Origin of the sequence: Hydrogenophaga sp. UC242_53 (assembly GCF_042696965.1) — a bacterium.
GTDB lineage: Bacteria > Pseudomonadota > Gammaproteobacteria > Burkholderiales > Burkholderiaceae_C > Hydrogenophaga.
In genome coordinates this window covers 4,335,512-4,359,340 of sequence record NZ_CP170552.1, presented here as the reverse complement: position 1 = coordinate 4,359,340, position 23,829 = coordinate 4,335,512, and the positions used below count along the sequence as shown (strand labels likewise).

The following is a 23,829-nucleotide window of genomic DNA, read 5'->3' as shown; positions in this document are numbered from 1 at the left end:
CTCAGGCCGGCTTGCGCAGCGTGTACTGCACGACGTCCACGCTCTGCTGCTCGAACGCCGCCTCGCAATAAGCGAGGTAGAACTCCCAGATGCGCAGGAAGCGCTGGTCGAAGCCCAGTTGCAGCACGCGCTCCTGTTCGCGCAGGAAGTCCTCGCGCCAGATCGACAGCGTGCGCGCGTAGTCCTGGCCGAAGGCGAACTCGTCGACCACTTCCAGCCCCGCCTGCGCGGCCTGGGCGCGCAGCTCGCGTGGACAGGGAAGGCAACCGCCCGGGAAGATGTATTGCTGGATGAAGTCCGTGCCCTTGATGTAGCGGTCGAAATGCGCGTCGGCGATCACGATGCTCTGGATGCAGGCCCGGCCACCGGGCTTGAGCAGGCGGGCCACGGTCTGGAAGTAGGTCGGCCAATACGAGCGCCCCACCGCCTCGACCATCTCGATCGAGCAGATGGCGTCGAACGGCGCGTCGGGGATGTCGCGGTAGTCCTGCAGCCGCAGGTCGGCGCGATCCTGGCGGCCGATGGCCTGCAGGCGCTGTTTCGCGAAGGCCAGCTGTTCGGTCGACAGCGTCACACCGACCACCGAGGCATCGAACTCGGTGGTGGCCTTCTCGGCCAGGGCGCCCCAGCCACAGCCGATCTCCAGCACGCGGTCGCCCGGGCGCACACCGGCCAGGCGCAGCGCGCGGCGCACCTTGGCGTGCTGCGCCATCACCATCGGCTGGTCCGGCGTCTCGAACCAGGCCGACGAGTAGTTCATGGTCTCGTCCAGCCACAGGCAGTAGAACGCATTGCCCAGGTCGTAGTGCGCGTGGATGTTCTTGCGGCTGTTGGCCTTGGAGTTGCGGTTGAGCAGGTGCCGCACGCGGTAGGCCAGGCGGCCCAGCCAGGAGCCATAGACCATGTCCTCGACCTCGCGGCGGTTGCGCACCAGCAGCGAGAGCAGCGAGGTGAGGTGCGGCGTGCTCCAGTCGCCGGCGATGTAGGTTTCGGCGAAACCGATGTCGCCCGATTTCAGCGTGGCGCTGCACACGTTCCAGTTGTGCAGCCTCATGCTCGCGTGCGGTCCGTCGGACTGCCCGAAGCGCTGTACCGAGCCGTCGGGCAGCTGCAGCGTGAGGCTGCCGTGCACCAGGCGCTGCAGCAGTTGCAGGACGGTGCGCGCGGCGGCCGGCGTGTTGCGCGGCAGTTCGAAGTCCACGGGGCGGCGGGAGGCGGTGGTGCTGTTCATGGTTGGCGCGGCTCGGCGGTCACGGTGGGCGCCGAGGGCACGGCGGCGGTCACGAAGTCGCCCGGCGCGGGCGGCTGGCGGAAGAACGGGGCCTTCTGCCACCACAGGCGCAAGGCCTGCCAGTGGATGCGGGCGATCACGCCCAGGGTCATGGCGGGGTGGGACCACAGCGCGCGGCGCAGCGTGCGGGCATCGAGCGGCAGCAGTTCACCGCTCACGCTGGTGTTGAGCAGGGCCGCCTCACCCACGCCATCGAAGTAGTCGATGCGCGCCACGGTGCGGGCGGTGGGGCCTTGCGTGCGCATGAAGACGAAACGGTAGCGCCCGCGCACCGGGCAGAACGGCGAGACGTGGAACACCTTGGCGGTTTCGCAGGGTTCGCCATAGCGGGGCGCGTCGAGCAAATAGCAATGGCGTTCGCCAAAGGTGTTGTTCACCTCGGCGAGCACCGCGCGCAGCGAACCATCGGGGCGATGGCAGTACCAGAAACTCACCGGCTTGAAGCTGTAGCCCAGCATGCGCGGGTAGGTGTGCAGCCAGACCTCGCCCTGCGCGTCGTGGATGCCGTGCTGGTGCAGCACCTCGTCCAGCCAGCCCAGGCTGTCGGCGCGGCCATCGCCGTGGTCGGTGTCGTGAAAGCTCAGCGCGGCACTTCGGTTGCGCGCCAGCGCGCCGGGGCCGTGCGCGCGCAGGCTGCGCATGGGCAGCATCAGAAAGCAGGTGGCGTAGGCGAACGCGTGGTGCCGGGGCCGGTGGCGCGTGTGGCGCACCTGGCCGAAGCCCAGCTGCGCCACGGCCGCGTTCATGCGAACACCCCGGGAAGCGCGGCCCGGCGCAGCTCGCGCTCGTTGGCCAGCGGCACCAGGTGGTGCGCATCGATCAGGCCACGCGCGGCCTGCAGGCCCGACTTGAGCCCGTCCTCGTGAAAGCCATAGCCGGTCCAGGCACCGGCGAACCAGGTGTGGCGATGGCCCTGCAAGGCCGGCACGCCGGCCTGGGCGCGAATGGCACCGAGGTCGAACACCGGGTGCTCGTAGGCGTACTCGCCCAGCACTTGCGTGGGGTTGATCTCGCGCTGCGGATTGAGCGAGACCACCACCGGTTGCGGCACCGGTAGCGGCTGCAGGCGGTTGATCAGGTAATGCAGGCAGACGTTGGCCGATTCCTGATCGGCGCTGGGCGCGCGCTCGTAGTTCCAGGCCGCCCAGGCACGCGGGTTCTCCGGCAGCACCGAGGCATCGGTGTGCAGCACGGCGCGGTTGGGCTGGTAGCGGATGGCGCCGAGCAGCTCGCGTTCGGCCACCGAGGCCTGATCGCCGAGCAGGCGCAGCGCCTGGTCGCTGTGGCAGGCCATCACGATGGCGTCGAAGCGGTCCACATGGCCGGGTGAGACCACGCGCACGCCCTCGTCGTCGCGCAGCACCTGCTGCACCGGCGTGAGGAGGCGCAGGTCGCCCACCCCCCGCAGGATCTTGCTCACGTACTGGCGGGCGCCCCCCGCGACCGTGTGCCACTGCGGCCGGTTCCTGACCTGGATCAGGCCGTGGTTGTGGCAGAAGCGCACCATGGTGGCGACCGGGAAGGCCAGCATCTGGTCGGTCGGGCAGCTCCAGATGCAGCCCATCATGGGCAGGAAGTACCAGTCGCGGAATTCGGCCGAGAAGCGCTGTTCGCGCAGGAAATCGCCCAGTGGTTGCAGCAGGGGGCTGTCGGGCCGCAGGTCGTCGCCACGTTCGGCCAGGCGGGTGGTGACGCGGTTGAAGCGCGCGATGTCGGCCAGCATGCGCAGAAAGCGTGGGTTGGCCAGGTTGCGGCGCTGCGCGAACACGGAAGACAGGTCGCTGCCGCTCCATTCGAGCGCGTCGCCGCCGGGCCCGGCACCCGGCACCTGGACCGAGAACGACATGTCGGCGCGGGCGGTCGGCACCTCCAGCGCGGCGAGCAGGGCCAGCAGATTGGGGTACGTGCGCTCGTTGAGCACCAGAAAGCCGGTGTCGACGCCAAAGGTGGTGGGCACGCCATAGGCATCGGTCAGGGTCACGTCCACCGTGTGGGCATGGCCGCCGAAATGGTCGCCCGCCTCGTACAGCGTGACGTCAGCCAGGCCCTGCAAGGTGTGGGCGGCGGCCAGGCCGGCAATGCCCGAGCCGACGATCGCCACGCGCGAAGGCCGGGAGATGGCGGCGCGCGCAGGAGAGACGGAGGTGGGGAAGAGGCCCGGCTGCATGGACGGACCTCACGGCCGGTGGGCCGCGCACCGACGGGTGCGGCGGCCACGGAGGCCAATACAAAAGACTGCGAAGCGCCCCCAGACGAACAAGGGAGGGAGGGAGGAGGAGGAGAAGCGCCTCGGGATTGCAGCCGGATCACGCAGACCCGGAAGGCTTCGCAGTACAAAACGGAAATCGGCGGCCGGCACGCTGTCCGGCCTGCTGTTTACGACGCCCGGTGCGCGAGAAAAGTTCCATGCCCCGGTCGTCGGGCGCGCAGAGCGGGAATGGCTGGGCAGGGGCATGGTGGCAACTCGCGTTGAAATACTTGTTGGTTTTCATTGTGACTCATCAGTCACAATTTGGTCGATAGAAACTTTTCGATGTCCTTGACGAATGCGGGGTTTTTGGGGTCGACCCCGCTGGCGTAGCTGCGCACGGTCTGGCCGTCGCGCGCGATCAGGTATTTGTGGAAATTCCAGCGCGGGTGGTCGCCCGTCTTTTCAGCCAGCTGGCGGTACAGCGGGTTGGTGTCGCGCCCGACCACGCTGGTCTTGCTGAACATCGGGAATTTCACGCCGAAGGTGTTCTCGCAGAAGTCGGCGATGGCCTGGTTGCTGCCCGGCTCCTGGCTGCCGAAGTCGTTGGCCGGGAAGCCCAGCACCACCAGACCCTGGGACTGGTAGCGCGCGTAGAGCGCCTCCAGGCCTTCGTATTGCTTGGTGAAACCGCAGAAGCTCGCGGTGTTCACCACCAGCACCACCTTGCCGCTGTATTGGCACAGCGACTGGGGCTTTTCGTCCTGCAGGCGGTCGAAGCGGTGCTGCAGCAGCGCGGGGCAGCTGGCGCTCGTGGGCGCGGGCGTGGTCTGGGCCGCGGCGGGCGGCACCGTGGCGAATACCAGCGCGACGGACAGGGCCAGGGCCAGGCCCAGGAATTCAAGGTTCTTCATGCGGCAACTCCAGGGGGTCAAAAAAATTCATTCCAACATGGGCCTGTCGCAAACTCAAGCGCGTCTGATCTCCACTACGCAGGTGGCGGCTGGGTGGATTCAAACCGGTGCCATCGGAACTTTCCGAGGGGGCAAGTCCCGAACGATGGGGTGGTTTGTCATTGCCGTGAAAGCCCGCCGCATAGAATGTCCGCGTTAAGAAAGACCACCATGCTCTATCCTGAACTCTTCAAACAACTCGAATCCGTGCGTTGGGACATGGACAAGGACATCCCCTGGGACAAGTTCGACGCCAGCGCGTTGACCGATGAACAGGCGCAGACCATCAAGATGAATGCCATCACCGAGTGGGCCGCGTTGCCGGCCACCGAGATGTTCCTGCGCGACAACCGCGACGATTCCGATTTCTCGGCCTTCATGTCGATCTGGTTCTTTGAAGAGCAGAAGCACTCGCTGGTGCTGATGGAGTACCTGCGCCGCTTCCGCCCCGAGCTGGTGCCCACGGAGCAGGAGCTGCACGACATCCGCTTCGAGTTCGATCCGGCCCCGCCGCTGGAGACGCTGATGCTGCACTTCTGCGGCGAGATCCGCCTGAACCACTGGTACCGCCGCGCCAGCGAGTGGCACACCGAACCCGTGATCAAGCAGATCTACAGCACGCTCAGCCAGGACGAGGCCCGCCACGGCGGCGCCTACCTGCGCTACATGAAGCGCGCGATCGGCAAGTTCGGCAACGAGGCCCGCTCGGCCTTCGCCAAGGTGGGCGTGCTGATGGCCAGCGCGCGCCGCACCGCGCAGGCGCTGCACCCGACCAACCTGCACGTGAACAAGAACCTGTTCCCCAACGACACCATCCAGAGCCGCCTGCCCAATCCCGAGTGGCTGGAGCACTGGCTGGACAAGCAGATCAACTTCGATGCGGTGTGGGAAACGCGCGTGGTCGATCGCATCCTGCACAACATGAGCCTGCTGATGGAGCAGAGCTTCAAGACCGTGCAGGAGCTCAACCGCTTCCGCAAGGCGGTCTCGGTCACCGCGGCACCGTCGGCGGCCTGAGGCCCTGCGCGCCCCGTGCCTGAAAGCCCGCTACGGCGGGCTTTTTCGTGGGCGCTTCAGCAGGGGTTCCGCCAGCCCCAGCACCACGCCCCAAAAGGCGCCGGTGACGTGCGCGGCCTGCACCACCGACAGGTGGCTGTCGGCGTCCCACACGATGGGCTGGGACCAGCCCCGTTCGAGCAGCACCTTGGTCAGCACCACCACGACCAGCAGCCCGCCCCAGAACCGCGCGCCACGGATGGGCAGGCGGCGCAGCGCGACCTGCACCGCCAGCACCAGAACGCCGGCATGCATGAGGCCGGAGAGGCCGACCGCGTAGCCCACCTGCGGCCACAGCAGCAGCGAGACCTGCGTGAGTTGCGAGGCCAGCAGCCACGCCAGCGTGCAGCGCGCACCGGGCCGCAGCACCCAACCCGCGGCGGCCACGCCGCCCATGGCCAGCACGTTGCCCACGAGATGGGGGCGGTTCAGGTGGACCCAGGCGCTGCTCCACAGCGTCCAGGGCCGTGCCGTCCATTCGCCCGCGCGCCAGGTGAGCGCGTCGGCCACGCCGGGAGGGGACCACCACACCAGAAGGCTGAGCGCGGCATGCAGGCCGCAAAGCCACAACCAGCTGCCGTGCCACGGTGTCACGGCGGGTCGACCGTTCAAGCGGTCGACGCGACGCGGCCCAGCACGTGTTGCCACATCGCCAGCACCGCGCGAGCGGCTTCTTCGACCTGCGCCGCATCGACCTGCGTGGGCGCTTCGTCCAGCCGCGCGGTGTGCTGGATCTGGCGCAGCTCGCGGTAGGCGCGGGCCGCGGCCTCGCCCATGCCGGGCTCGAGCAGGCCCGCGCTTTCGGCGCGCCGCAGCAGGTTGATGTTGCCGGTGTTGGCGCGCAGCTCGGGGTGCGCGCGCGAGTGCAGCAGCACCAGGTACTGCACCACGAACTCCACGTCCACCATGCCACCCGGGCTGTGTTTCACGTCGAAGCGTTCGCCGCGCACCGGGTGCGCCGCGCGCACCTTGCCGCGCATGGCGACGATCTCGGCGGCCAGCGAGGCGGCGTCGCGCTCGGCCGTGATGACCGCCTCGCGCACCGCGTCGAAGCGGCCGGCGAGGGAGAGCCCCCACGCTCCGCCGCTCTGCGGCGGGCGGCCCGGCGGCGGGCTCTCGGCCACACCACCGAGCACAAAACGCGCGCGCGTCATGGCCTGGTGTTCCCAGGTCCAGGCGGTGTTGCTGCCGCGCTGCTGCTGGTAGTTGGCGTAGGCCGTGAAGCTGGTGACCAGCAGGCCCGAGTTGCCGTTGGGCCGCAGCGCGGTGTCGATCTCGAACAGGTCGCCCTCGCCGGTCTTCACCGTGAGCCAGTTGATCATCTTGCGCACGAAGGCGGCGTAGATCTCGGGGGCGTTCTCGTGTTCGTCCTCGTAGACGAAGACGATGTCCAGGTCGCTGCCGTAGCCGAGTTCCTTGCCACCGAGCTTGCCGTAGCCAATGATGGCGAAGCTGGGCTCGTCGCGGTGGCGGCTCTTGAGGCGGGCCCAGCACCAGCGCGCGGTGGTGCGCAGCACCGAGTCGGCCAGGGCGGAGAGGTCGTCGGCCACCTGTTCGACGGTGAGCACCTTCTCCACGTCGCGCGCCAGGGTGCGGAACACCTCGGCGTGGTGCGCGCGGCGCAGCAGGTTGAGCAGGGCTTCTTCATCGTCCTCGCCGGTGGAGCGCAGTGCGGTGCGCCGCGCCTCCAGCTCGTCCTCGAACTGCGCGGCATCGAAGCGGTCGGTCAGCAGCTGCTGGCTGGCGAGTTCGTCGATCACGCCGGGGTGCTTGATCAGGTAACGCGCGGGCCACTTGGCCGCGCCCAGCAGGCGCAGCAGGCGCTCGTGCACCGAGGGCCGTTCCTGCAACAGGGCGAGGTAACTTTCGCGGCGCAGCAGCGGCTCGATCCAGTCGGCCATGCGCAGCGCGGCCTCTTCGCTCACGCGGCCTTCGTCGATCCAGGCCCCGGTGCGCTGCACCAGCCGCACCAGGCGCGCGCGGGTGTCCTCGCGCAGCGCGAGCACGCGTGGGTGTTCGAGCCATTGGCCCACGCGGGCCGCGAAGGCCGGGGGCAGCTGCTCCAGCACGCTTTGCAGGTCGTCGACCGCGCTGCGGCCGTTGGCGCCGTTCTTCTTGCTGCCGCAGCCCTTGCCGTTGCAGCCGCCGTTGGTGGGGCCGCCGAGCAGGGTGTCGAACTCCTGGGCCACCAGCTCGCGGTGCGCATCCAGCGCGTGCAGGAAGGCGCACACGTCGGGGTAACCGAGCGTGGCAGCGAGCCAGGCCAGGTCGTCGTCGCGCGTGGGCATCACGTGGGTCTGCTGGTCGTCCAGGTACTGGATGCGGTGCTCGACCCGGCGCAGGAATTCGTAGGCCTGCGCCAGCGCGGTGGCCGTGGCCGGCGGCATCAGGCCGGCCTTGCACAGGCGCTGCAGCGCATCCAGCGTGGGCCTCGTGCGCAGCTCGGGGAACTGGCCGCCGCGCACCACCTGCAGCAGCTGCACGGTGAACTCGATCTCGCGGATGCCGCCGCGCGAGAGCTTCACGTCGTTCGATCGCCCCGGGTTGCCGGCGGCGCGTTTGGACGCGTGGTCGCGGATCTGCCGGTGCAGCGTGCGCAAGGCATCGAACACGCCGTAGTCGAGGTAGCGGCGGAACACGAAGGGCAGCACGGTGCCGCGCAGCGCGCTGGCGCTGCGGTCCTGCACGCAGGCGGTGGGGGCGATCACGCGGCTCTTGAGCCAGGCGAAACGTTCCCACTCGCGGCCCTGCACCAGGAAATACTCTTCGAGCGCCCCGAGCGAGACCGCGCTGGGCCCGGAGTTGCCGTTGGGCCGCAGGGCCAGGTCGACGCGGAACACGTTGCCGTGTTCGGTGGTCTCGCCCACGGTGTTGTAGATGTGCTTGACGGCCTTGCCGAAGTACTCGTGGTTGCTGATGCGCTGGCGGCCCTGGGCGTTGCCGGCGGTCTCACCGTCCTGGTCGTAGACGTAGATCAGGTCGATGTCGCTCGACACATTGAGCTCGCGCGCGCCCAGCTTGCCCATGCCGATCACCCACAGCTGCGCGCGCTGCAGCTCGCCCTTGGGCGTGGTGAACTGCGGCGCGCCGTGCAGCTCGTCCAGATCGGCACAGGCCAGGGTGCAGGCTTCGTCGAGCGCGAGTTCGGCCAGTTCGGTGACGGCGCGCGTGACCACGGCCAGCGGCGCGCCCTGCTCGCAGTCGAGCACCACCAGGCGCTCCAGCACCAGCTGGCGCAGCACGCGCAGGGCGGCGGGCACCGGCAGGCCGCGCTCGCGCAGCACGCCCAGGCAGGCCCGCATGCTGGCGAGCACGGGTTCTCCCGGGGGAAGGCAGGGCAGTTCAGTGGCGTAGCGGCGGCGCACCCGCTGCACGAAGCGCGAGTGCTCGGCCTGGCGGTCTTGGGCCGAGAGCGGCGGACAGGGGTTCACATTTGATGACAAAACGGGCGCTTCCGCTGTGGAACCTGTGAAATGGCTGGCCGTCATAATTTGCGGTGGACATGAATCAAAGCCCGGCTCCCATCGCCCCTGCCACGCGAACCCTCAAGACACTTTCGGTGGTGGCCCGGCTTTGCTTGTGGCTCGTGTTCCTGGCCTGGGGCCTCTTCGTGCTGACCTGGGCAGCGCTGAATTGGTGGATTGTGCCCCGAATCGGCGAATGGCGCCCTGAGCTGGAACGATGGGCCAGCAGCACGGTGGGTGCTCCGGTGAAGGTGGGCGAGATCCGGGCCGACAACACCACCAGCGGCCTGGGTTTCCTGCCCGCCTTCATGCCGTCTTTCGAGCTGCGCGACGTGCAGCTGTTCGATCCCCATGGCCGCGTCGCCCTGCACCTGCCGCTGGTGCGCACCGCGGTGTCGGTGCGCTCCCTCTGGCACGGCAACTTCGAACAGGTCGTGATCGACCAGCCGGTGCTGGACGTGCGGCGCACCGCGCAGGGCCGCATCGAGGTGGCCGGGCTCGACATCGCGGGCCCGGGCCAGCAGGACGGCCGCGCCGCCGACTGGTTCTTCTCCCTGCGCGAGTTCGTCATCCAGAACGGCACCGTGCGCTGGACGGACGAGCTGCGCGCCCAACCCCCGCTGGCCCTGGGGGCCTTGAGCTTCGTGGTGCGCAACACAGCCCGCACGCACCAGTTCCGGCTCGACGCCACGCCGCCGGCCGAATGGGGTGAGGGCCTGAGCGTGCGGGGGCGCCTGCGCGAGCCCCTGATCGAGCTCGGTGGCCGCGCGCCCGGTCAATCGATCTGGCACAACTGGGGCGGCGAGCTGTACGCGGACTTCAGCCATGTGGACGTGGCGCGCCTGCGGGCCTACGCGGACCTGTCGACCTGGGGCGTTGACGTGCGCGCCGGGCAAGGCGCGCTGCGCGCCTGGGCCGACGTGGTCAACGGGGCCGTGGCGGGCGCTACGACCGATTTGGCGTTGCGCGACGTGGAAGCCCAGCTCGGCCCCGAGCTGCCGGCCCTGGCGATCGACGAACTGCAGGGCCGGCTGGCCGCGCAGTGGTCCGAAGCGGGCTTCAATGCGCCACCGACGACCTGCGCTTCCGCACCCGCGAGGGCGTGGAGTGGCCCAGCGGCCGGCTGCGCCTGCAGCACACGGCCGCCCTGGCCGGGCAGCAGGGCGCGAGCACCGAGCTCAGCGCCGAGCGGCTGGAGCTGGGCGCGCTCGCGGCCCTCGCCAGCCGCCTGCCCCTGCCGGCCGAAGCGCACCAGCGGCTGGAGCAGCTGCGGCCGGTGGGCCGGGTGGACGGCTTTTCGGCCCGCTGGCAGCGCGCGGCCGGCGCGGCGCCGCCGTCGGGCTGGGACCTGGCGAGCTACCAGGCCAAGGGGCGGGTCAGCGGCCTGTCGGTCGCGGGCGAACCCAGCGGCCGCATGTCCATCTCGGGGCGTTTCCCGCTGCCCGGTCGCCCCGGCATCTCGGGCGCCACGGTGGACTTCGACCTCAACCAGGCGGGCGGCCGGGCGCACATCAGCGTGGCGGACGGCACCGTGGAACTGCCCGATGTGTTCGAAGACCCCAGCGTGCCGGTCGATCAGCTGGAGGTCGATTTTTCCTGGCGCGTGCAGGGCGAGCGCATCGAAGCCCAGCTCGACAACGTGCGCCTGAGCAACGCCGATGCCGAGGGCACGGCCCAGGTGCGCTGGCAGACCAGCGAGGTGCCGGCCGGCTCGGCCGCCTCGCGTTTTCCGGGCGTGCTCGACCTCACCGCCACGCTCACCCGCGCCGACGCCACGCGCGTGCACCGCTACCTGCCGCTCACCGTGAATGCCGATGCGCGCCACTATGTGCGCGAGGCGGTGCGCGGCGGCAGCTCGAACCGGGTCGAGTTCCGCGTGCAGGGGCTGGTCGATCACGTGCCCTTCGAGAAACCCGGCGAGCGCGGCGAGTTCCGCATCAGCGCGCCGCTGCGCAACGTGGACTTCGACTACATCCCGGCCTACCTGCAGAAAGCGGGCGAAGCGGCCTGGCCCGCGCTGCGCGGTGTCTCGGGCGAGCTGCTGCTCGATCGCGCCTCGCTCAAGCTCAGCGCGCTCGAAGGCGGCGTGGCGAACGCGCCCGGCGTGCGCCTGAGCAAGGGACAGGTGGGCATCGAGCACCTGGGCCACGACGGTGTGTTGCAAGTGAACGCCCAGGCCCAGGGGCCGGCGAACGAGGCACTGGGCTTCGTGCAGGGCTCGCCGCTCAACGCCATGACGGGCCAGGCGCTGGCGCGGGCCCGCACCGGCGCCGGGGCAGCGCAAGTGGGGTTCGCGCTCCAGCTGCCGCTGGCCGACCCCCACGCCACCAAGGTCAGCGGCACCGTCAAGCTCGACGGCAACGACCTGCAGATCAGTCCCGATGCGCCCCTGCTCGGGCGCGCCAGCGGCAACCTGGCCTTCAGCGAAACCGGTTTCTCGGTCAAGGCGGCCCAGGCCCGGGTGTACGGCGGCGACCTGCGCTTCGAGGGCGGCATGCAGGTCGATGCCAAGGGCGCGGCCCAGGTGCAGTTCCGGGGCCAGGGCCTGGCCAGCGCCGACGGCCTGCGCGAGGCCGGGCTGGGTTTTGTCTCGCGCCTGTTCCAGCACGCCAGCGGCAGCACGGCCTACACGGCCCAGCTCGGCTTTCGCGCGGGCGTGCCCGAGCTGCAGGTGACGAGCAACCTGCAGGGCCTGGCGCTGAACCTGCCGGCGCCCTTGAACAAGGCGGCCGAGGCCAGCCTGCCGCTGCGCTACGAAAACCACGTGCTCAACGTGGCGGGTGAGAGCGCGCGCACCGACCGGCTGGCGATTCAGCTCGGCTCCTCGCTGGCGCCGGTGGCCTCGCTGCAGTACGAGCGCGAACTCGGCAGCGGCGAGCCGCGGGTGCTGCGCGGCGCCATCGCGGTCGGCGTGGAGGGCGACAACACCGCCGCGTCCCTGCCGCCCGAGGGCGTGGCCGCCCATGTGCAGCTCGCGCAGCTCGACACCGATGCCTGGGAGCGCGCGTTCAACACCACCACGGGGGTGGACGTGCGCACGGCGGCCACGGCCGGCGCCACGGTGCTGCCGCGCGTGGGCCCGGTCAGCGACCAGAACGCCAGCCTGGCCTACCTGCCCACCACGCTGGCGGTGCGCGCCGACCGCCTCACGGTGCGCGGGCGCCAATTCCACCGCGTGGTGCTGGGGGGCTCGCGCGAAGGCGCGCAGTGGCAGGCCAACATCGACGCCAACGAGCTCAACGGCTACGTGTCGGTGCGCCAGTCGGGCCCGGGCACGGCGGGCAATGTGTACGCGCGCCTCAAGCGCCTGCAGCTGGAGCCCTCGGCGGCGACCGAGGTCGAACAGCTGCTGGAGCAGCCCACCACCAGCGTGCCCTCGCTGGACATCGCGGTGGACGAGCTCACCATCGCCGGCCGCAACCTGGGGCGCGTGGAGGTCGAGGCCATCAACCGCGGCGGGCCGCTGCGCGGCAGCGAATGGCGCCTGACCCGGCTGCGCGTCGCTTCGCCCGAGGCGCGCCTGAGCGCCACCGGCAACTGGGTCGCCGCCGGGGCCGGTGCGGCCGGCCAGCGCCGCACCGCGCTCAATTTCCGGCTCGACATCGACGACTCGGGCCAGCTGCTCACCCGCTTCGGCCGCGAGGGCCTGGTGCGCGGCGGCAAGGGGCGGCTCGAGGGCAACATCGGCTGGATCGGCTCGCCGCTGGCGATCGACTACCCCAGCCTGTCGGGCCAGATCCACGCCGACATCGAGCGCGGCCAGTTCCTCAAGGTCGACCCCGGCGCCGGGCGCCTGCTGGGCGTGCTCAGCCTGCAGGCCCTGCCGCGCCGCCTGGTGCTCGACTTCCGAGATGTGTTCTCCGAAGGCTTCGCCTTCGACTTCGTGCGCGGCGACGCGCGCCTGGAGCGGGGCGTGCTGCACACCAACAACCTGCAGATGAAGGGCGTGAACGCGGCCGTGCTGATGGAAGGCAGCGCCGACATCGCGCGCGAGCAGCAGGACCTCAAGGTGGTGGTGGTGCCCGAGATCAACGCCGGCACCGCCTCGCTGATCGCCACCGCCATCAACCCGGCCATCGGCCTGGGCACCTTCCTGGCGCAATTCCTGCTGCGTCAGCCGCTGCAGTCGGCGACGACGCAGGAGTTCCGCATCACCGGCAGCTGGGCCGACCCGCAGGTGGACAAGGTCGAGCGGGCTTCACCGGCCGCCGCGGCACCGCGCGACCCCACGCCCGTGCTGCAGTAAGCTGTCAGGCTTCACCGAAAGGACACCGCATGAAAGTCGCCGCCATCCAGATGGTTTCGGGCATCAGCCTGGACGTCAACCTCAGCGAAGCCCTGCGCCTGCTGCGCCAGGCCGCCGCGGGTGGGGCCGAGCTCGCGGTGCTGCCCGAGTACTTCTGCTTCATGGGCGCCAGGGACGAGGACAAGCTGGTGCTGGCCGAAACGCCCGGCCTGGGCAAGGTGCAGGACTTCCTCTCCGACGCCGCGCGCGACCTCAAGATGTGGATCGTCGGCGGCACGTTGCCCATCGCGACCGACGACCCCAGCCACGCGGCCAACGCCTCGGTGGTCTACGACCCGCGCGGCGAGAGCACCAGCCGCTACGACAAGATCCACCTGTTCCGCTACGACAACGGCACCGAGCACTACGACGAGGCCACGGTGCTGGTCGCGGGCGACACGCCCACCGTGTTCGAGTGCCGCGACCACGCAGGCCAGGACTGGCGCGTGGGCCAGAGCGTCTGCTACGACCTGCGCTTTGGCGAGCTCTACCGCATGCTCGCCGCCGACATCCTGCTCGTGCCGGCGGCCTTCACCTACACCACCGGCCGCTCGCACTGGGAGGTGCTGCTGCGCGCCCGCGCGATCGAGAACCAGGCCTTCGTGATCGCCAGCGCCCAGGGCGGCGTGCACGAGAACGGCCGCCGCACCTGGGGCCACAGCATGGTGATCGACCCCTGGGGCGAGGTGATGGCGCTGCAGGCCGAAGGCCCCGGCGTGGTGCTGGCCGACCTGGACATCGAGCGCCTGCGCAGCGTGCGCGAACAACTGCCTTCGCTGCAGCACCGCCGCCTCTGACCCTGTCGACCATGGAGCGCCCGCACTTCATCCGCGCGTGGCGCGAAAGCCTTCGCTCGCTCCGCTGGCGCCTGTGGGCGGCGCTGCTGCTGCTGGTGGTGACGCTGCTGGGGGTGCTGATCTTCCTGGCCGCGGAGTACGAAGAGTCGCGCGACCAGACCGCGCTGGAGCAGGACGCGGCCTCGCTCGTGAGCGACATCCGCAGCAGCCTGGTGCGCAACGTGCAGACCCTGCAGTCGCTGCACAGCGTGGCGCCCACGGCCGATTCCTGGGCCTTCCCGGCGGCCGAGCTGATGGCGCAGCACCGGGAAATCGTTCGGCTCGAATGGCGCGACAACGCGCAACAGGTGACCGCCGCGCGCGACACGCCCTTCATCCCCGAGCTGTTCGGTTACCTGGACCGCGACCAGGCCCTGCCCGAAGTGCGCCTGGCCTGCGACCACGCGCGGCGGCTGTCCGGGCCGGCCTACTCGAGCAGCTACTTCTGGCCGCTGCGCCACGGCAAGGGCCTGGAACTGATCGAGATGTGCCTGCCGGTGGCGCGCGCCGGCCTGCCCAATGGGTTCCTGGTGCGCAGCCTATTCGCTGCCCGGCCTGCTCTCGGAGCTGACCAACCGCGACCTGCTGCGCGGCCGGGGGCTGGCCTTCAACGAGGCCGACGGCACGCGCCTGGCCCTGCACAGCATCGTCACCGGCACGCGCCGCACCCTCACCGCGCGCCAGGTGCTCGACCTGCCGGGCCACACGCTGATCCTGCAGTTGCAGAGCCCGCGCCTGTTGCGCGGCCTGTTCCCCAACGTGCTCACCGCCATGGTCAGCGCGCTGTCGCTGGCGTTGCTGTCGGTGCTGTTCCTGCTCGGGCGCGACATCCGCCGCCGCCAGCGCGCCGAGATGGAGGTCGCCAAATCCCTGGCGTTCCGCAAGGCGATGGAAGACTCGCTGGTGACCGGCCTGCGCGCGCGCGACATGCAGGGCCGCATCACCTACGTGAACCCGGCCTTCTGCGACATGGTGGGCCTCACGGCCGAACAGCTCGTCGGCACCGGCCTGCCGGCGCCCTGGTGCGCACCCGAGCTGGTGGACGAGTACCAGCAGCGCCAGATGGTGCGGCTGGCCGGGCAGGTGCTGCCGCGCGAGGGCTACGAGTCGGTGTTCCAGCGGCCCGACGGCACGCGCTTCCCGGTGCTCATCATCGAGGCGCCGCTGATCGATGCGCAGGGCAAGCAGACCGGTTTCATGAGCGCCATCCTGGACCTGACCGAGCAGCGCCGCGTGGAAGACCTCAACCGCGCCTCGCAGGAGCGCCTGCAGGCCACCGCGCGCCTGGCGCACCATGGGCGAGATGGCCTCGCTGCTGAGCCATGAGCTCAACCAGCCGCTGGCCGCGATCTCGAGCTACGCCAGCGGCACGCTCAACCTGCTGGAGCAGCCCGAGGGCTCGGGCGCGGCGGTGGCCGACCCGGTGCAGGCCGACCTGATGCAGGCCGTGCGGCGCATCGGCGAGCAGGCCGAGCGCGCGGCGCGCGTCATCAAGAGCGTGGCCGACTTCGTGCGGCGGCGCCAACAGGTGCGCGAGGCGGTCACGCCCAAGAGCCTGATCGACGCCATCCTTCCGCTGCTGAGCCTGCAGGCCAAGAAGCAGGGCATCCGCCTGCAGATCCAGGTCGCGCCCGAGTGCCCCTCGGTGCTGTGCGACCGCACCATGGTCGAACAGGTGCTGCTCAACCTCGCGCGCAACGGCATGCAGGCCATGCCGCTGACCGATCCGTCCTCGCGCATGAGCCTGCGCGTGCTGCGCCTGGAGGTGGGGCAGGCGCGCCTGCATTCGGGCCTCGCGCCGGGCGGCCTGCCGCAGAAGACCTGGGTCGCCTTCGCCGTCACCGACCATGGCCTGGGGCTGAGCGAGGAGGTGCAGGCCAAGCTGTTCACGCCCTTCTTCACCACCCGCGCCGAAGGCATGGGCCTGGGGCTGAGCCTGTGCCGCACCGTGATCGAGCAGCACGGCGGCGCGCTCACCCACGAGCCCAACGAGCCGCGCGGCACCGTGTTCCGCTTCACCCTGCCCGCGGCGCCGGTGCAGGTCGCTCCTCTATCATCGGGCGCATGACGCAGCATCCCGACGCGAAGATCTACCTCGTCGACGACGACGCCGAGGTGCGCCAGGCGCTGGCCTGGCTGCTGCGCACGCGCCGCCTGCTCAGCGAAGGCTACGACCATGCCGAGGCCTTCCAGGCCGAGGCCGCCGTGTGGACCCAGGCGCCCGAGGCGCCGTGCTGCGTGGTGCTCGACGTGCGCATGCCGGGCATGAGCGGGCTCACGCTGTTCGAGCGCATGCAGCAGCTGCCCTGGAAGGCTGCGGTGCCGGTGATCTTTCTCTCGGGCCACGCCGACGTGCCCACCGCGGTCGACGCCGTCAAGCGCGGCGCCTTCGACTTCTGCGAGAAACCGTTTTCGGACAACGCGCTGGTCGACCGCGTCGAGCAGGCGCTGGACCGCTCGGCGCAGGTGCTGGCCCAGCAGCGCATCCAGCGCGAGCTGCAGCAGCGCCTGGACAGCCTGACCGATCGCGAGCGCGACGTGATGGACCTGGTGATCGCCGGCCTGCCCAACAAGCTGGTGGCCGACCAGCTCAACATCAGCGTGCGCACGGTGGAGGTGCACCGCTCGCGCGTGTTCGACAAGATGGGCGTGAAGTCCGCGGTCGAACTGGCGAACGTGCTGCGCCCGCCGTGAGCGGCGGCGTTCGCCTCAGTCGCGCCGGGATGGCGGGGCTTCGTCCTTCTCGCGTGGCGCCGCTTCCTCGGGCAACTCGCCTTTCTTGCGACCCGAAAACATGGTCCACCACACGATGAACACCAGCAACACCAGCGCGCCAAGCGCTTCAAGCAACAACAGGGTCATGGGAAGGAATGGCGTTTCTGCGAGGGGTGGAAAGAACGGCAGCGGCCAGAGGGCGCTGCGCTGGATCGGGAGCGCCCTGATTGTAGGAAGCCTGGCGTCCTGCGCGATCGACCCCCGCACCTATCCCCCCATGCCGCCTCCGGTCACCGGGGTGCCCCCGGTGGTGGCGGCGCCCGACGACACGGTGCTGCCCGCCCCGATGCAGCGCGGCAAGAGCCGCTGGGTGCCGGTGCGCTGGAGCGAGCTGCCCGGCTGGGGGCAGGACAGCCTGCACGAGGTGTGGAACGCCTGGGTGCGCGGCTGCGAGCGGCCGGTGGCGGGCCATGCGGGCCTGTGCGCCGAAGTGCGCCAGCTCTCCATCGCCACCGCCGCCGAGCAGCAGGCCTGGGTGATGCGCCGCTTCCTGCCCTACCGCGTCACCGAGGTCGATGGCAGCCTGCCGGCCGGCCTGCTCACCGGTTACTACGAGCCCATCATGGCCGCCAGCCGCGTGCCCACCGCCACCTACCGCGTGCCGCTCTATGGCCCGCCGCCGGGGCTGCGGCCCGGCCAGCCCTGGCACAGCCGCCAGGAGATCGACACGCTGCCCGCCGCGCAGGCCGCGCTGCAGGGGCGCGCCGTGGCCTGGCTGGCCGACCCCATCGACGCGCTGATCCTGCAGATCCAGGGCTCGGGCCGCCTGAACATCGCCGAGGCCGACGGGCGCACGCGCCAGGTGCGGGTGGCCTTCGCGGCGCACAACGGCCATCCGTACCAGAGCGTGGGCCGCTGGCTGCTCGACCAGCGCGCCATCAACGAGGCCTCGTGGTCGGCCATCAAGGCCTGGGCCCTGCAGAACCCGCAGCGCCTCAACGAGATGCTGTGGAGCAACCCGCGCACCGTGTTCTTCCGCGAAGAGGCGCTGTCGGAGCTGGACGCGCGCTTCGGCCCGCGCGGTGCGCAGAACGTGCCGCTCACGCCCGGGCGCTCGATCGCGGTCGATCCGCAGAGCATTCCCTATGGCACGCCGGTATGGCTGCGCACCCAGGGCCCGACGATGAACGCGCAGCGCCTGGTGATGGCGCAGGACACGGGCGGCGCCATCGTGGGCGCGGTGCGCGCCGACCTGTTCATGGGCTGGGGCGGCTGGAGCGACGAGGCCTATCTCACGGCCGCCGCGCTCAAGCAGCCGCTGCAGCTGTGGGCCTTGTGGCCGCGCTGACGCAGTGACAGCAGGTCGTTGGCCAGGTTGATCCGCGTGGCCGCGCCGGCGGGCCAGCGTTCGCCCGCGGCTTCGAAGTCCGGGTGCGTCAGGCGGATCATCAGCCGGTAGTGCTCGCGCAGTTGCGCCGGCTCGAAGTCCGGCGTCAGGCCCAGCAGGGTGTAGGGGTCCGAGCCCGGGCGCAGCATCACCGTGCGCACGAAGAAGCGCGCCGCGCGGCGCAGCTCGGGGTTGTGGGCGGCGGCCGCCGGCAGGCCCTCCACCGGGCGCCCGGCGGCCAGGCGCATCACGCTGTCGATGTGCGCGAACAGCGGGCGCGGTTCGCGCAGCGCCACGGGGTAGCGGCCGGGCGCGCGCTCGAAGGCCAGCAGGGCCGGCAGCAGGCGTCTCCCGTCGGGCGGGGTCATGTCAGGCGGCGGATGGGTCCAGCGTGGGCTCGATGCGGGTGCCCGGCGGCAACGCGACGGGGGCCGGGCTGCGCACCGGTGCCGGCTTGGGCGCGGGCGGGGCGCCGTGGCCGTAGTAGGCCGCGTAGGCGTGGTCGTTGCTGTACTCGTTGCGGGCGTGCGTGAGCACCACGCCCATGGGGGCGAGGCCGGCGGTGCGCAGGCGGCGCAGCGCGTCCTTCATGCTGTCCTTGCGCGTGCCGCCGGCCTTCACCGCCAGCACGATGTTGGGGATCTGGTTGCCCAGCACGATCGCGTCCGCCAGGCCCAGCAGCGGCGGCCCGTCGATCACGACCTGCGTGTAGCCCAGGGCCTGCGCCTGCTCCAGCAGGGCGCCCAGCCGGGGCCCCATCAGCAGCTCCACCGGGTCGGGCGGCGTGGGGCCCGCAGTGATGACCCCCAGGTTCGCCACCGCCGTCTCCTGGATCACGCCCTGGATCGCGCGGTCGGCCTCCAGCAGGCTGGACAGGCCGCGCTCGTTGGACAGCTTGAGCATCTTGTGCAGCCCGCCCTTGCGCATGTCGGCATCGATCAGCAGGACCCTCTGGCCGAGTTGGGCGAAGTTGATGGCCAGCGCGAGCGCGGTGGTGCTCTTGCCCTCGCCGTTGCCACAGCTGGTCACCATGAAGCGCTGGGGCGGGCCGTCGGGCGAACCGAACTGCAGCACGGTGCGCACCGAGCGGTAGGACTCGGCGAAGGTGCTGCGCGGCTCGCGGTGCGCCAGCAGGGCCACCGGTTCGCGGCGCACCCGGGGGCCCCGGGTGAACGGGATCAGGCCCAGCAGGGGCAGCTGGTAAGAGCCCTCGATGTCGTTGGCGCTCTTGACCGAGTCGTCCATCTGCTCGCGCAGCAGGGCGGCCAGCATGCCCAGGAACAGGCCCAGCACCAGGCCCAGCCCGATGTTGATCTTCAGGTTGGGCGAGGCCGGGAAGCGCGGCACCGCCGCCTGATCGACGATGCTCACGTTGTTGGTGGTGATGCCCGCGGTCACGCTCACCTCGCGCAGGCGCTGCAGCAGGCTGTCGTACACCTGCCGGTTGGTGTCCAGCTCGCGGCTGAGCAGGTTCATGTCCACGCTGCGGTCCTGCACGGTGAGCACCTCGCTGCGGCTGGCGGCCACCTTGTTCTTGAGCTGCTCTTCGGCCTTCACGGCGGCCATGTACTGGCCCTGGATGCTGGAGAGGATGTTGTTCACCTCGGTCTTGATGCGGCCATCGAGCTCGGCGATCTGGGCGCGCGCCTGCACCATGGCGGGGTAGTCCGGCTTGAACACGCTGCGGTTCTTGGCGTAGTCGGCCTCGAGCCGGGCGCGCTGCTCCTTGTAGGCGCGGATGGCCTCGTTGACCACCGCCTGGGGCGCGCTCTCGGGGTTGAGCCGGACCTGGTTGTACAGCGTCTCGGCCTTGATGCGCTCCTGCTGCGCCTGGGTCAGCGCGGTGGAGAAGTCCACGAAGGTCTGGGTGGTGGCGCTGCCCTTGTCGCCCAGGTTCAGGATCTGGTTCTTCTTGGCGTACTCGTTGATGACGCGCTCGCTTGCTTCCAGCTTGGCCTTGCTCTGGCGGATCTGCTCCTCCAGGAACTGGCGCGCGTAGATCGACGAGTCCAGCCGGCGCTCGATGTGCATGGCAATGAAGGCTTTGGCGATGGTGTTGGCGATGGCGGCGGCCAGATCCGGGTCGGCGTTGCGCACGCTGACCTGCACCAGGCGCGAGTTGCGCACCGGCTCCACGGTGACCGCCTGCTGGAACTGCGCCAACGTGCCCGCCCGGCTGAACGACTCGGGGCTGGACGGCACCGGGGCGATCAGCGCGTGCAGCTGGCTCCACGCTTGGCGGGCCAGGGCCGCGGCCTGGTCCAGCAGCCCGGTGCCGCTCACCACCCCGGCGGCTTCGGCGACGTCCGGTGAGGGCGGTGAACTCATGGCGCCCGGCTTGTGCAGGCCCATTTCATCGATCACGCGCTCGGCCAGGCTGCGGCTCTTGAGCAGCTCCACCTGGGTGCGCAGCTGCAGCTGATCGGACAGCGGGCCCTCCTCCACCTCGACCTCGGTGTTGAAGCCCACCACCTTCTGCGCCGCGCGGTCGATCTGCAGCATGGCCGAGCTCTCGTACTGCGGCGTGAGGCTCAGCGTGTACACGCCGGCGGCCAGGGTGCCCAGGACGGCGATGCCCAGGATGGTCCCTTTGCGCCGCACCAGCGCGCGGTAGAGGGTCCGCAGGTCGATGCGGTCCTCGGTCAGCGCGATGGCTTCGCCGCGGGAGCGCGCCCGCTCGGACGGCGCGGCCTCGCGGTGCGGGCCCAGCGCGTCCCTCGGGTCGGGCACGAAGGGCAGGGGGTGTTGGTCGGTGCGCGATGGCGGATCTCCCGTCACTTGAAAGGGTTGAGCGTGCTCAGGATGTCGCTGAAGAGCGAATCCCTCAGCGCGGTGCGCCGGGCGTTGCGCTGGACCACGATCACGTCGTCCGAGCGGATGTTCGGGTCCTTCTCCTGGCCCGCGCGCACCTTGTCGAGGTCGTAGGTGAACTGTTCGCGCGCGCCGCTGCTGCCGTGGCGGTAGACGACGATCTGGTTGATGTCGGCGTAGGGCGCGAAGCCGCCCGACAAGGCCAGGGCGCGCAGCAAGGTGAGCTGGCCCGTCACCGGGTAGATGCCCGGCCGGATCACCGCGCCTTCGATGGCGACGCGCTGCGTGGTGAACTCCTTGATGAAGAGCGAGACCTGCGGGTCCTGCAGGTACTTCTCCTGGTAGCGCTGGGCGATCAGCCGCTCCGCGGCCTGCGCCGTGAGCCCGGCCACCGGCACCTGGCCAATGAGCGGCAGCGAAACCTCGCCCGAGGCGTTCACGCGCACATCGCGCTTCATGTCGGGCACGCCGAACACGTCGAAGGCCATCAGGTCGTTGGGCGAGATGCGGTAGTTCGCGTCCACGCCCTCGGCGGGTGAGGGCGTGGGCCCGAGGGTGGCCCCGTTGGGGTCCAGCGGCGCGCTGGCCGGCACGGCCTGCGCCTTCGCGGCGTCCGCCGCCACGGGCGTCTGGGTCTGGGCCTGCAGCGGCCCGGCCGCGGCCAGGATCAGCATCCCGGTGGCCCAGAACACCCAGGGCCGGAGGGTCATGAAGAGCTGGTGGCGCATAGCGTTTCCCCTTTCTGGCCCAAGGCCAGCAATTGCATTTCGAAGCGGCGCAGGACCACGTCCTGGCTCAACTCGGCCTCCGCGTAGCGGCGGCCGTTGGCGCCCCATTCGGCGCGGCGCACCGGGTCGGCCGCGAGTGCGCGCAGCGCGTCGGCCAGGGCGGCCGGGTTCTCGGGCGGTACCACGAGGCCGCAGGCGGCGTCCTGCACCACCACCCGGCACAGCTCGGTGCCGGGCAACGCGGTGGCGAGCACGGCGCGGCCGCTGGCCAGCATGCCGGTGAGCTTGGACGGCATCACCAGGTCCGCGGCATCGGCGCGCTGGGGCAGCAGGTGCACGTCGGCCAGGCCCAGCCAGTCGTTCAGGCGGTCCAGCGGTTGCAGGTCCAGGAAGCGCACGTTGGGCAGGCCCGCGCAGCGCGCCTGCAGATCGGCCCGGCCGGAGCCGTTGCCCCCCAGCACCAGCTGGATGCGCGGCTCGTCCTGCAGCAGGCGGGCCACCTCGGCCAGGGTCTCCAGGCCTTGCTTGTTGCCCATGTTGCCGGAGTAGAGGGCCACCACGGCGTCGGGCGCCAGGCCCAGCTCGGCGCGGTAGGCGCTGGGCGCGGCCAGCGGCGTGATGCCGCTGATGTCGACCCAGTTCGGGAAGTGCAGCACCCGCTCGGCCGCCACGCCCTTGCGCCGCGCGCGGTCCACCATGCGGCCCGAGATGGTGGAGACGCGGTCGAAGCGGCGCATCAGCCAGCGCTCGGCGCGCTCGACCCAGCGGCGCAGCGTGGGGCCCTGGATCAGACCCAGGTCGAACGCGGCGTCCACCTCGTAGTCCTGGATGTGCAGCCAGCTGCTGGCGCCGCGCAGGGACGCGAAGGCCACCGCGGCGGGTGCGCACATCAGGGGCGGCTCCACCACCCACACCACGTCGGGTTTCCAGCGCCACTGCGCGCACAGCACCGGCAGGCTGCTCAGGGCGAAGCTGCCCAGGTGCAGCAGGCGCTTGAGGCCGCCGGGCTGGTGCGGCACCCACAGCGGCGCGCGCATCACCCGAACACCCTGCCACGACTCGGTGCGGTAGCGCCGGGCGCTGTGGCCCTCGCCCACCTTCCAGGCCGGGTAGTAGGGCGGCGCGGTGATCACACGCACCTCGTGCCCCGCGGCGGCCAGCCACTGCGCCATCTCGCCGGTGTACTTGCCGATGCCGGTGAGTTCGGGCGCGAAGTTGATGCCGTAGATGAGCAGCTTCACGGCCGGCCTTTCGCTTTCGATGCCACCGCGCCACCCACGAAGGCGCGCACGCCCATGAACTTCATCTGGTAGTGGCTGACGTTCTTGTGGCTTTGCGCGGAGACGATCAGGTAGAAGTTCTGCCGCCGGGCGATCTCGGGCACGTAGGGTGGGCCCGCTTCCAGCACCTGCCGGCCGTTGAGCCACCAGCGCACGGTGAGGGTGTCGGGGGAATAGGAGACGCCGAAGACGTTGGGCTGGGTGCGGTCCAGCGGTTCCTTCGACGTCGGGTTGGGGTTCTGGATCTTCTTGTAGTTGGGGTAGATGCCGGTCCAGGAAATCGCGGTGTGGTGGCCGCCGGGTCCGAAGCCGCCTTCGTCGATGTCCAGCTCGAACCAGCGCTCGAAACTTTTCGGATCGCCTTCGTACACGTCCTCCATGCGCAGGTTGTGCTCGATCGGCATCAGCCAGATGGCCGGGAAGTTGTCACGGTGGTTGGACGAGATCGCGACCTGCGCCTCGATGTAGAACGGCCGGTCGCCGCGCAGCAGGGGGAACTGGCCGGGGTGCGAGCTCATCTTCGCGGTCGGCCATCACGCCGCCGCGCTGCAGCACCACGCCATCGTCGGCCTGCTCGTAGAGGCTGCGGTCTTTCGGCGGCGTGAAGTACAGGCCGTTGTAGTACTTGCGCCCGTCGGCCCGGCCCGTGAAGTCCACGTCGTCGACCCGGGGGCAATCGCGGAACAGCGGTTGCAGCGCGCCCACCTGCGTGGCGCCCTCCGGCGTCGAGGCGTCCTGGCAGATCAGCGCGTCGTTGGCGTGCGCCCAGGCGGGCCACGCCAGGCACAGGGCGGTGATGAACTGGGACGGGGTGGGGGTGTGCATGCCGGTCCTT

General features: G+C 70.5%; 19 protein-coding genes and 1 pseudogene. 6 read left to right on the top strand and 14 right to left on the bottom strand.

Translation table 11 applies throughout. The features are described from left to right. Position 1 precedes the first annotated feature (1 nt). From ACFJI0_RS21935 to ACFJI0_RS21920, 4 genes are all read right to left on the bottom strand, one after another. Positions 2-1,231 (bottom strand): class I SAM-dependent methyltransferase, encoded by a 1,230-nt coding sequence (locus ACFJI0_RS21935; RefSeq protein ID WP_382322303.1) that lies wholly within the window; start codon positions 1,229-1,231, stop codon positions 2-4. Then, positions 1,228-2,037 carry a DUF1365 domain-containing protein gene (locus ACFJI0_RS21930; RefSeq protein WP_382322302.1) on the bottom strand — a complete coding sequence of 270 codons (810 nt, stop codon included), beginning with the start codon at positions 2,035-2,037 and terminating at the stop codon, positions 1,228-1,230. Before ACFJI0_RS21930 ends, ACFJI0_RS21935 begins: the two co-directional genes overlap by 4 nt. Further along, on the bottom strand, positions 2,034-3,458 hold the full coding sequence (locus ACFJI0_RS21925; protein ID WP_382322301.1) for an NAD(P)/FAD-dependent oxidoreductase: 1,425 nt from the start codon (positions 3,456-3,458) through the stop codon (positions 2,034-2,036). Before ACFJI0_RS21925 ends, ACFJI0_RS21930 begins: the two co-directional genes overlap by 4 nt. 338 nt (positions 3,459-3,796) lie before the next feature. Next, positions 3,797-4,393, bottom strand: coding sequence for a glutathione peroxidase (locus ACFJI0_RS21920; RefSeq protein WP_382322300.1), 597 nt, complete (start codon positions 4,391-4,393; stop codon positions 3,797-3,799). 210 nt (positions 4,394-4,603) lie between these two features. Between ACFJI0_RS21920 and ACFJI0_RS21915 the strand changes: the two genes are divergently transcribed. Next, on the top strand, positions 4,604-5,449 hold the full coding sequence (locus ACFJI0_RS21915) for a ferritin-like domain-containing protein (protein ID WP_291111587.1): 846 nt from the start codon (positions 4,604-4,606) through the stop codon (positions 5,447-5,449). A 30-nt stretch (positions 5,450-5,479) separates the two neighbouring features. On the opposite strand, the gene ACFJI0_RS21910 is transcribed toward ACFJI0_RS21915, so the two are convergent. From ACFJI0_RS21910 to ACFJI0_RS21900, 3 genes are read right to left on the bottom strand one after another with little or no spacing between them, the layout of a single operon-like run. Further along, a complete protein-coding gene (locus tag ACFJI0_RS21910; RefSeq protein WP_382322299.1) occupies positions 5,480-6,082 on the bottom strand; it encodes a rhomboid family intramembrane serine protease in 603 nt (200 codons plus the stop codon). Positions 6,083-6,096: 14 nt separating this feature from the next. Next, the gene (glnE, locus tag ACFJI0_RS21905) at positions 6,097-8,976 is read right to left on the bottom strand and encodes a bifunctional [glutamate--ammonia ligase]-adenylyl-L-tyrosine phosphorylase/[glutamate--ammonia-ligase] adenylyltransferase (RefSeq protein ID WP_382322298.1); all 2,880 of its coding nucleotides are present in this window, start codon (positions 8,974-8,976) and stop codon (positions 6,097-6,099) included. Further along, positions 8,973-9,779, bottom strand: coding sequence for a hypothetical protein (locus ACFJI0_RS21900; RefSeq protein ID WP_382322297.1), 807 nt, complete (start codon positions 9,777-9,779; stop codon positions 8,973-8,975). The genes glnE and ACFJI0_RS21900 overlap by 4 nt, the downstream gene beginning before the upstream one ends. Positions 9,780-10,054: 275 nt before the next feature. On the opposite strand from ACFJI0_RS21900, the gene ACFJI0_RS21895 reads away from it, so the two are divergent. The 4 genes and pseudogenes from ACFJI0_RS21895 (at position 10,055) to ACFJI0_RS21880 (ending at position 16,767) form a co-directional block, all read left to right on the top strand. Continuing rightward, a complete protein-coding gene (locus tag ACFJI0_RS21895) occupies positions 10,055-13,198 on the top strand; it encodes a YhdP family protein (protein WP_382322296.1) in 3,144 nt (1,047 codons plus the stop codon). Positions 13,199-13,227: 29 nt separating this feature from the next. After that, on the top strand, positions 13,228-14,034 hold the full coding sequence (locus tag ACFJI0_RS21890; protein ID WP_382322295.1) for a carbon-nitrogen hydrolase family protein: 807 nt from the start codon (positions 13,228-13,230) through the stop codon (positions 14,032-14,034). Between the two features lie 11 nt (positions 14,035-14,045). Further along, positions 14,046-16,141: pseudogene (locus ACFJI0_RS21885) on the top strand (nitrogen regulation protein NR(II)). Then, complete coding sequence (locus ACFJI0_RS21880; RefSeq protein WP_382152994.1) at positions 16,138-16,767, top strand: response regulator transcription factor; 630 nt, start codon at positions 16,138-16,140, stop codon at positions 16,765-16,767. The pseudogene ACFJI0_RS21885 and the gene ACFJI0_RS21880 overlap by 4 nt, the downstream one beginning before the upstream one ends. 15 nt (positions 16,768-16,782) lie before the next feature. Here the strand turns inward: ACFJI0_RS21880 and ACFJI0_RS21875 are convergent, their stop codons facing one another. After that, positions 16,783-16,935: a hypothetical protein gene (locus ACFJI0_RS21875; protein ID WP_382152996.1), complete on the bottom strand. Its 153-nt coding sequence runs from the start codon at positions 16,933-16,935 to the stop codon at positions 16,783-16,785. Between ACFJI0_RS21875 and ACFJI0_RS21870 the strand changes: the two genes are divergently transcribed. Continuing rightward, on the top strand, positions 16,868-18,136 hold the full coding sequence (locus ACFJI0_RS21870) for a murein transglycosylase A (RefSeq protein ID WP_382322294.1): 1,269 nt from the start codon (positions 16,868-16,870) through the stop codon (positions 18,134-18,136). The two genes, ACFJI0_RS21875 and ACFJI0_RS21870, sit on opposite strands and share 68 nt — an antisense overlap. Here the strand turns inward: ACFJI0_RS21870 and ACFJI0_RS21865 are convergent. From ACFJI0_RS21865 to ACFJI0_RS21840, 6 genes are read right to left on the bottom strand one after another with little or no spacing between them, the layout of a single operon-like run. Further along, complete coding sequence (locus tag ACFJI0_RS21865) at positions 18,076-18,543, bottom strand: DnaJ family molecular chaperone (RefSeq protein WP_382153001.1); 468 nt, start codon at positions 18,541-18,543, stop codon at positions 18,076-18,078. The genes ACFJI0_RS21870 and ACFJI0_RS21865 overlap by 61 nt on opposite strands. A 1-nt stretch (position 18,544) precedes the next feature. Then, positions 18,545-20,905 carry a GumC family protein gene (locus ACFJI0_RS21860; RefSeq protein WP_382322293.1) on the bottom strand — a complete coding sequence of 787 codons (2,361 nt, stop codon included), beginning with the start codon at positions 20,903-20,905 and terminating at the stop codon, positions 18,545-18,547. A 44-nt stretch (positions 20,906-20,949) separates the two neighbouring features. After that, positions 20,950-21,714 carry a polysaccharide biosynthesis/export family protein gene (locus ACFJI0_RS21855; protein ID WP_382322292.1) on the bottom strand — a complete coding sequence of 255 codons (765 nt, stop codon included), beginning with the start codon at positions 21,712-21,714 and terminating at the stop codon, positions 20,950-20,952. Continuing rightward, complete coding sequence (locus ACFJI0_RS21850) at positions 21,693-22,955, bottom strand: glycosyltransferase WbuB (RefSeq protein ID WP_382322291.1); 1,263 nt, start codon at positions 22,953-22,955, stop codon at positions 21,693-21,695. Before ACFJI0_RS21850 ends, ACFJI0_RS21855 begins: the two co-directional genes overlap by 22 nt. Then, complete coding sequence (locus tag ACFJI0_RS21845; protein WP_382322290.1) at positions 22,952-23,512, bottom strand: hypothetical protein; 561 nt, start codon at positions 23,510-23,512, stop codon at positions 22,952-22,954. The genes ACFJI0_RS21850 and ACFJI0_RS21845 overlap by 4 nt, the downstream gene beginning before the upstream one ends. Beyond that, complete coding sequence (locus ACFJI0_RS21840) at positions 23,421-23,819, bottom strand: hypothetical protein (protein WP_382322289.1); 399 nt, start codon at positions 23,817-23,819, stop codon at positions 23,421-23,423. Before ACFJI0_RS21840 ends, ACFJI0_RS21845 begins: the two co-directional genes overlap by 92 nt. Positions 23,820-23,829: the final 10 nt, after the last annotated feature.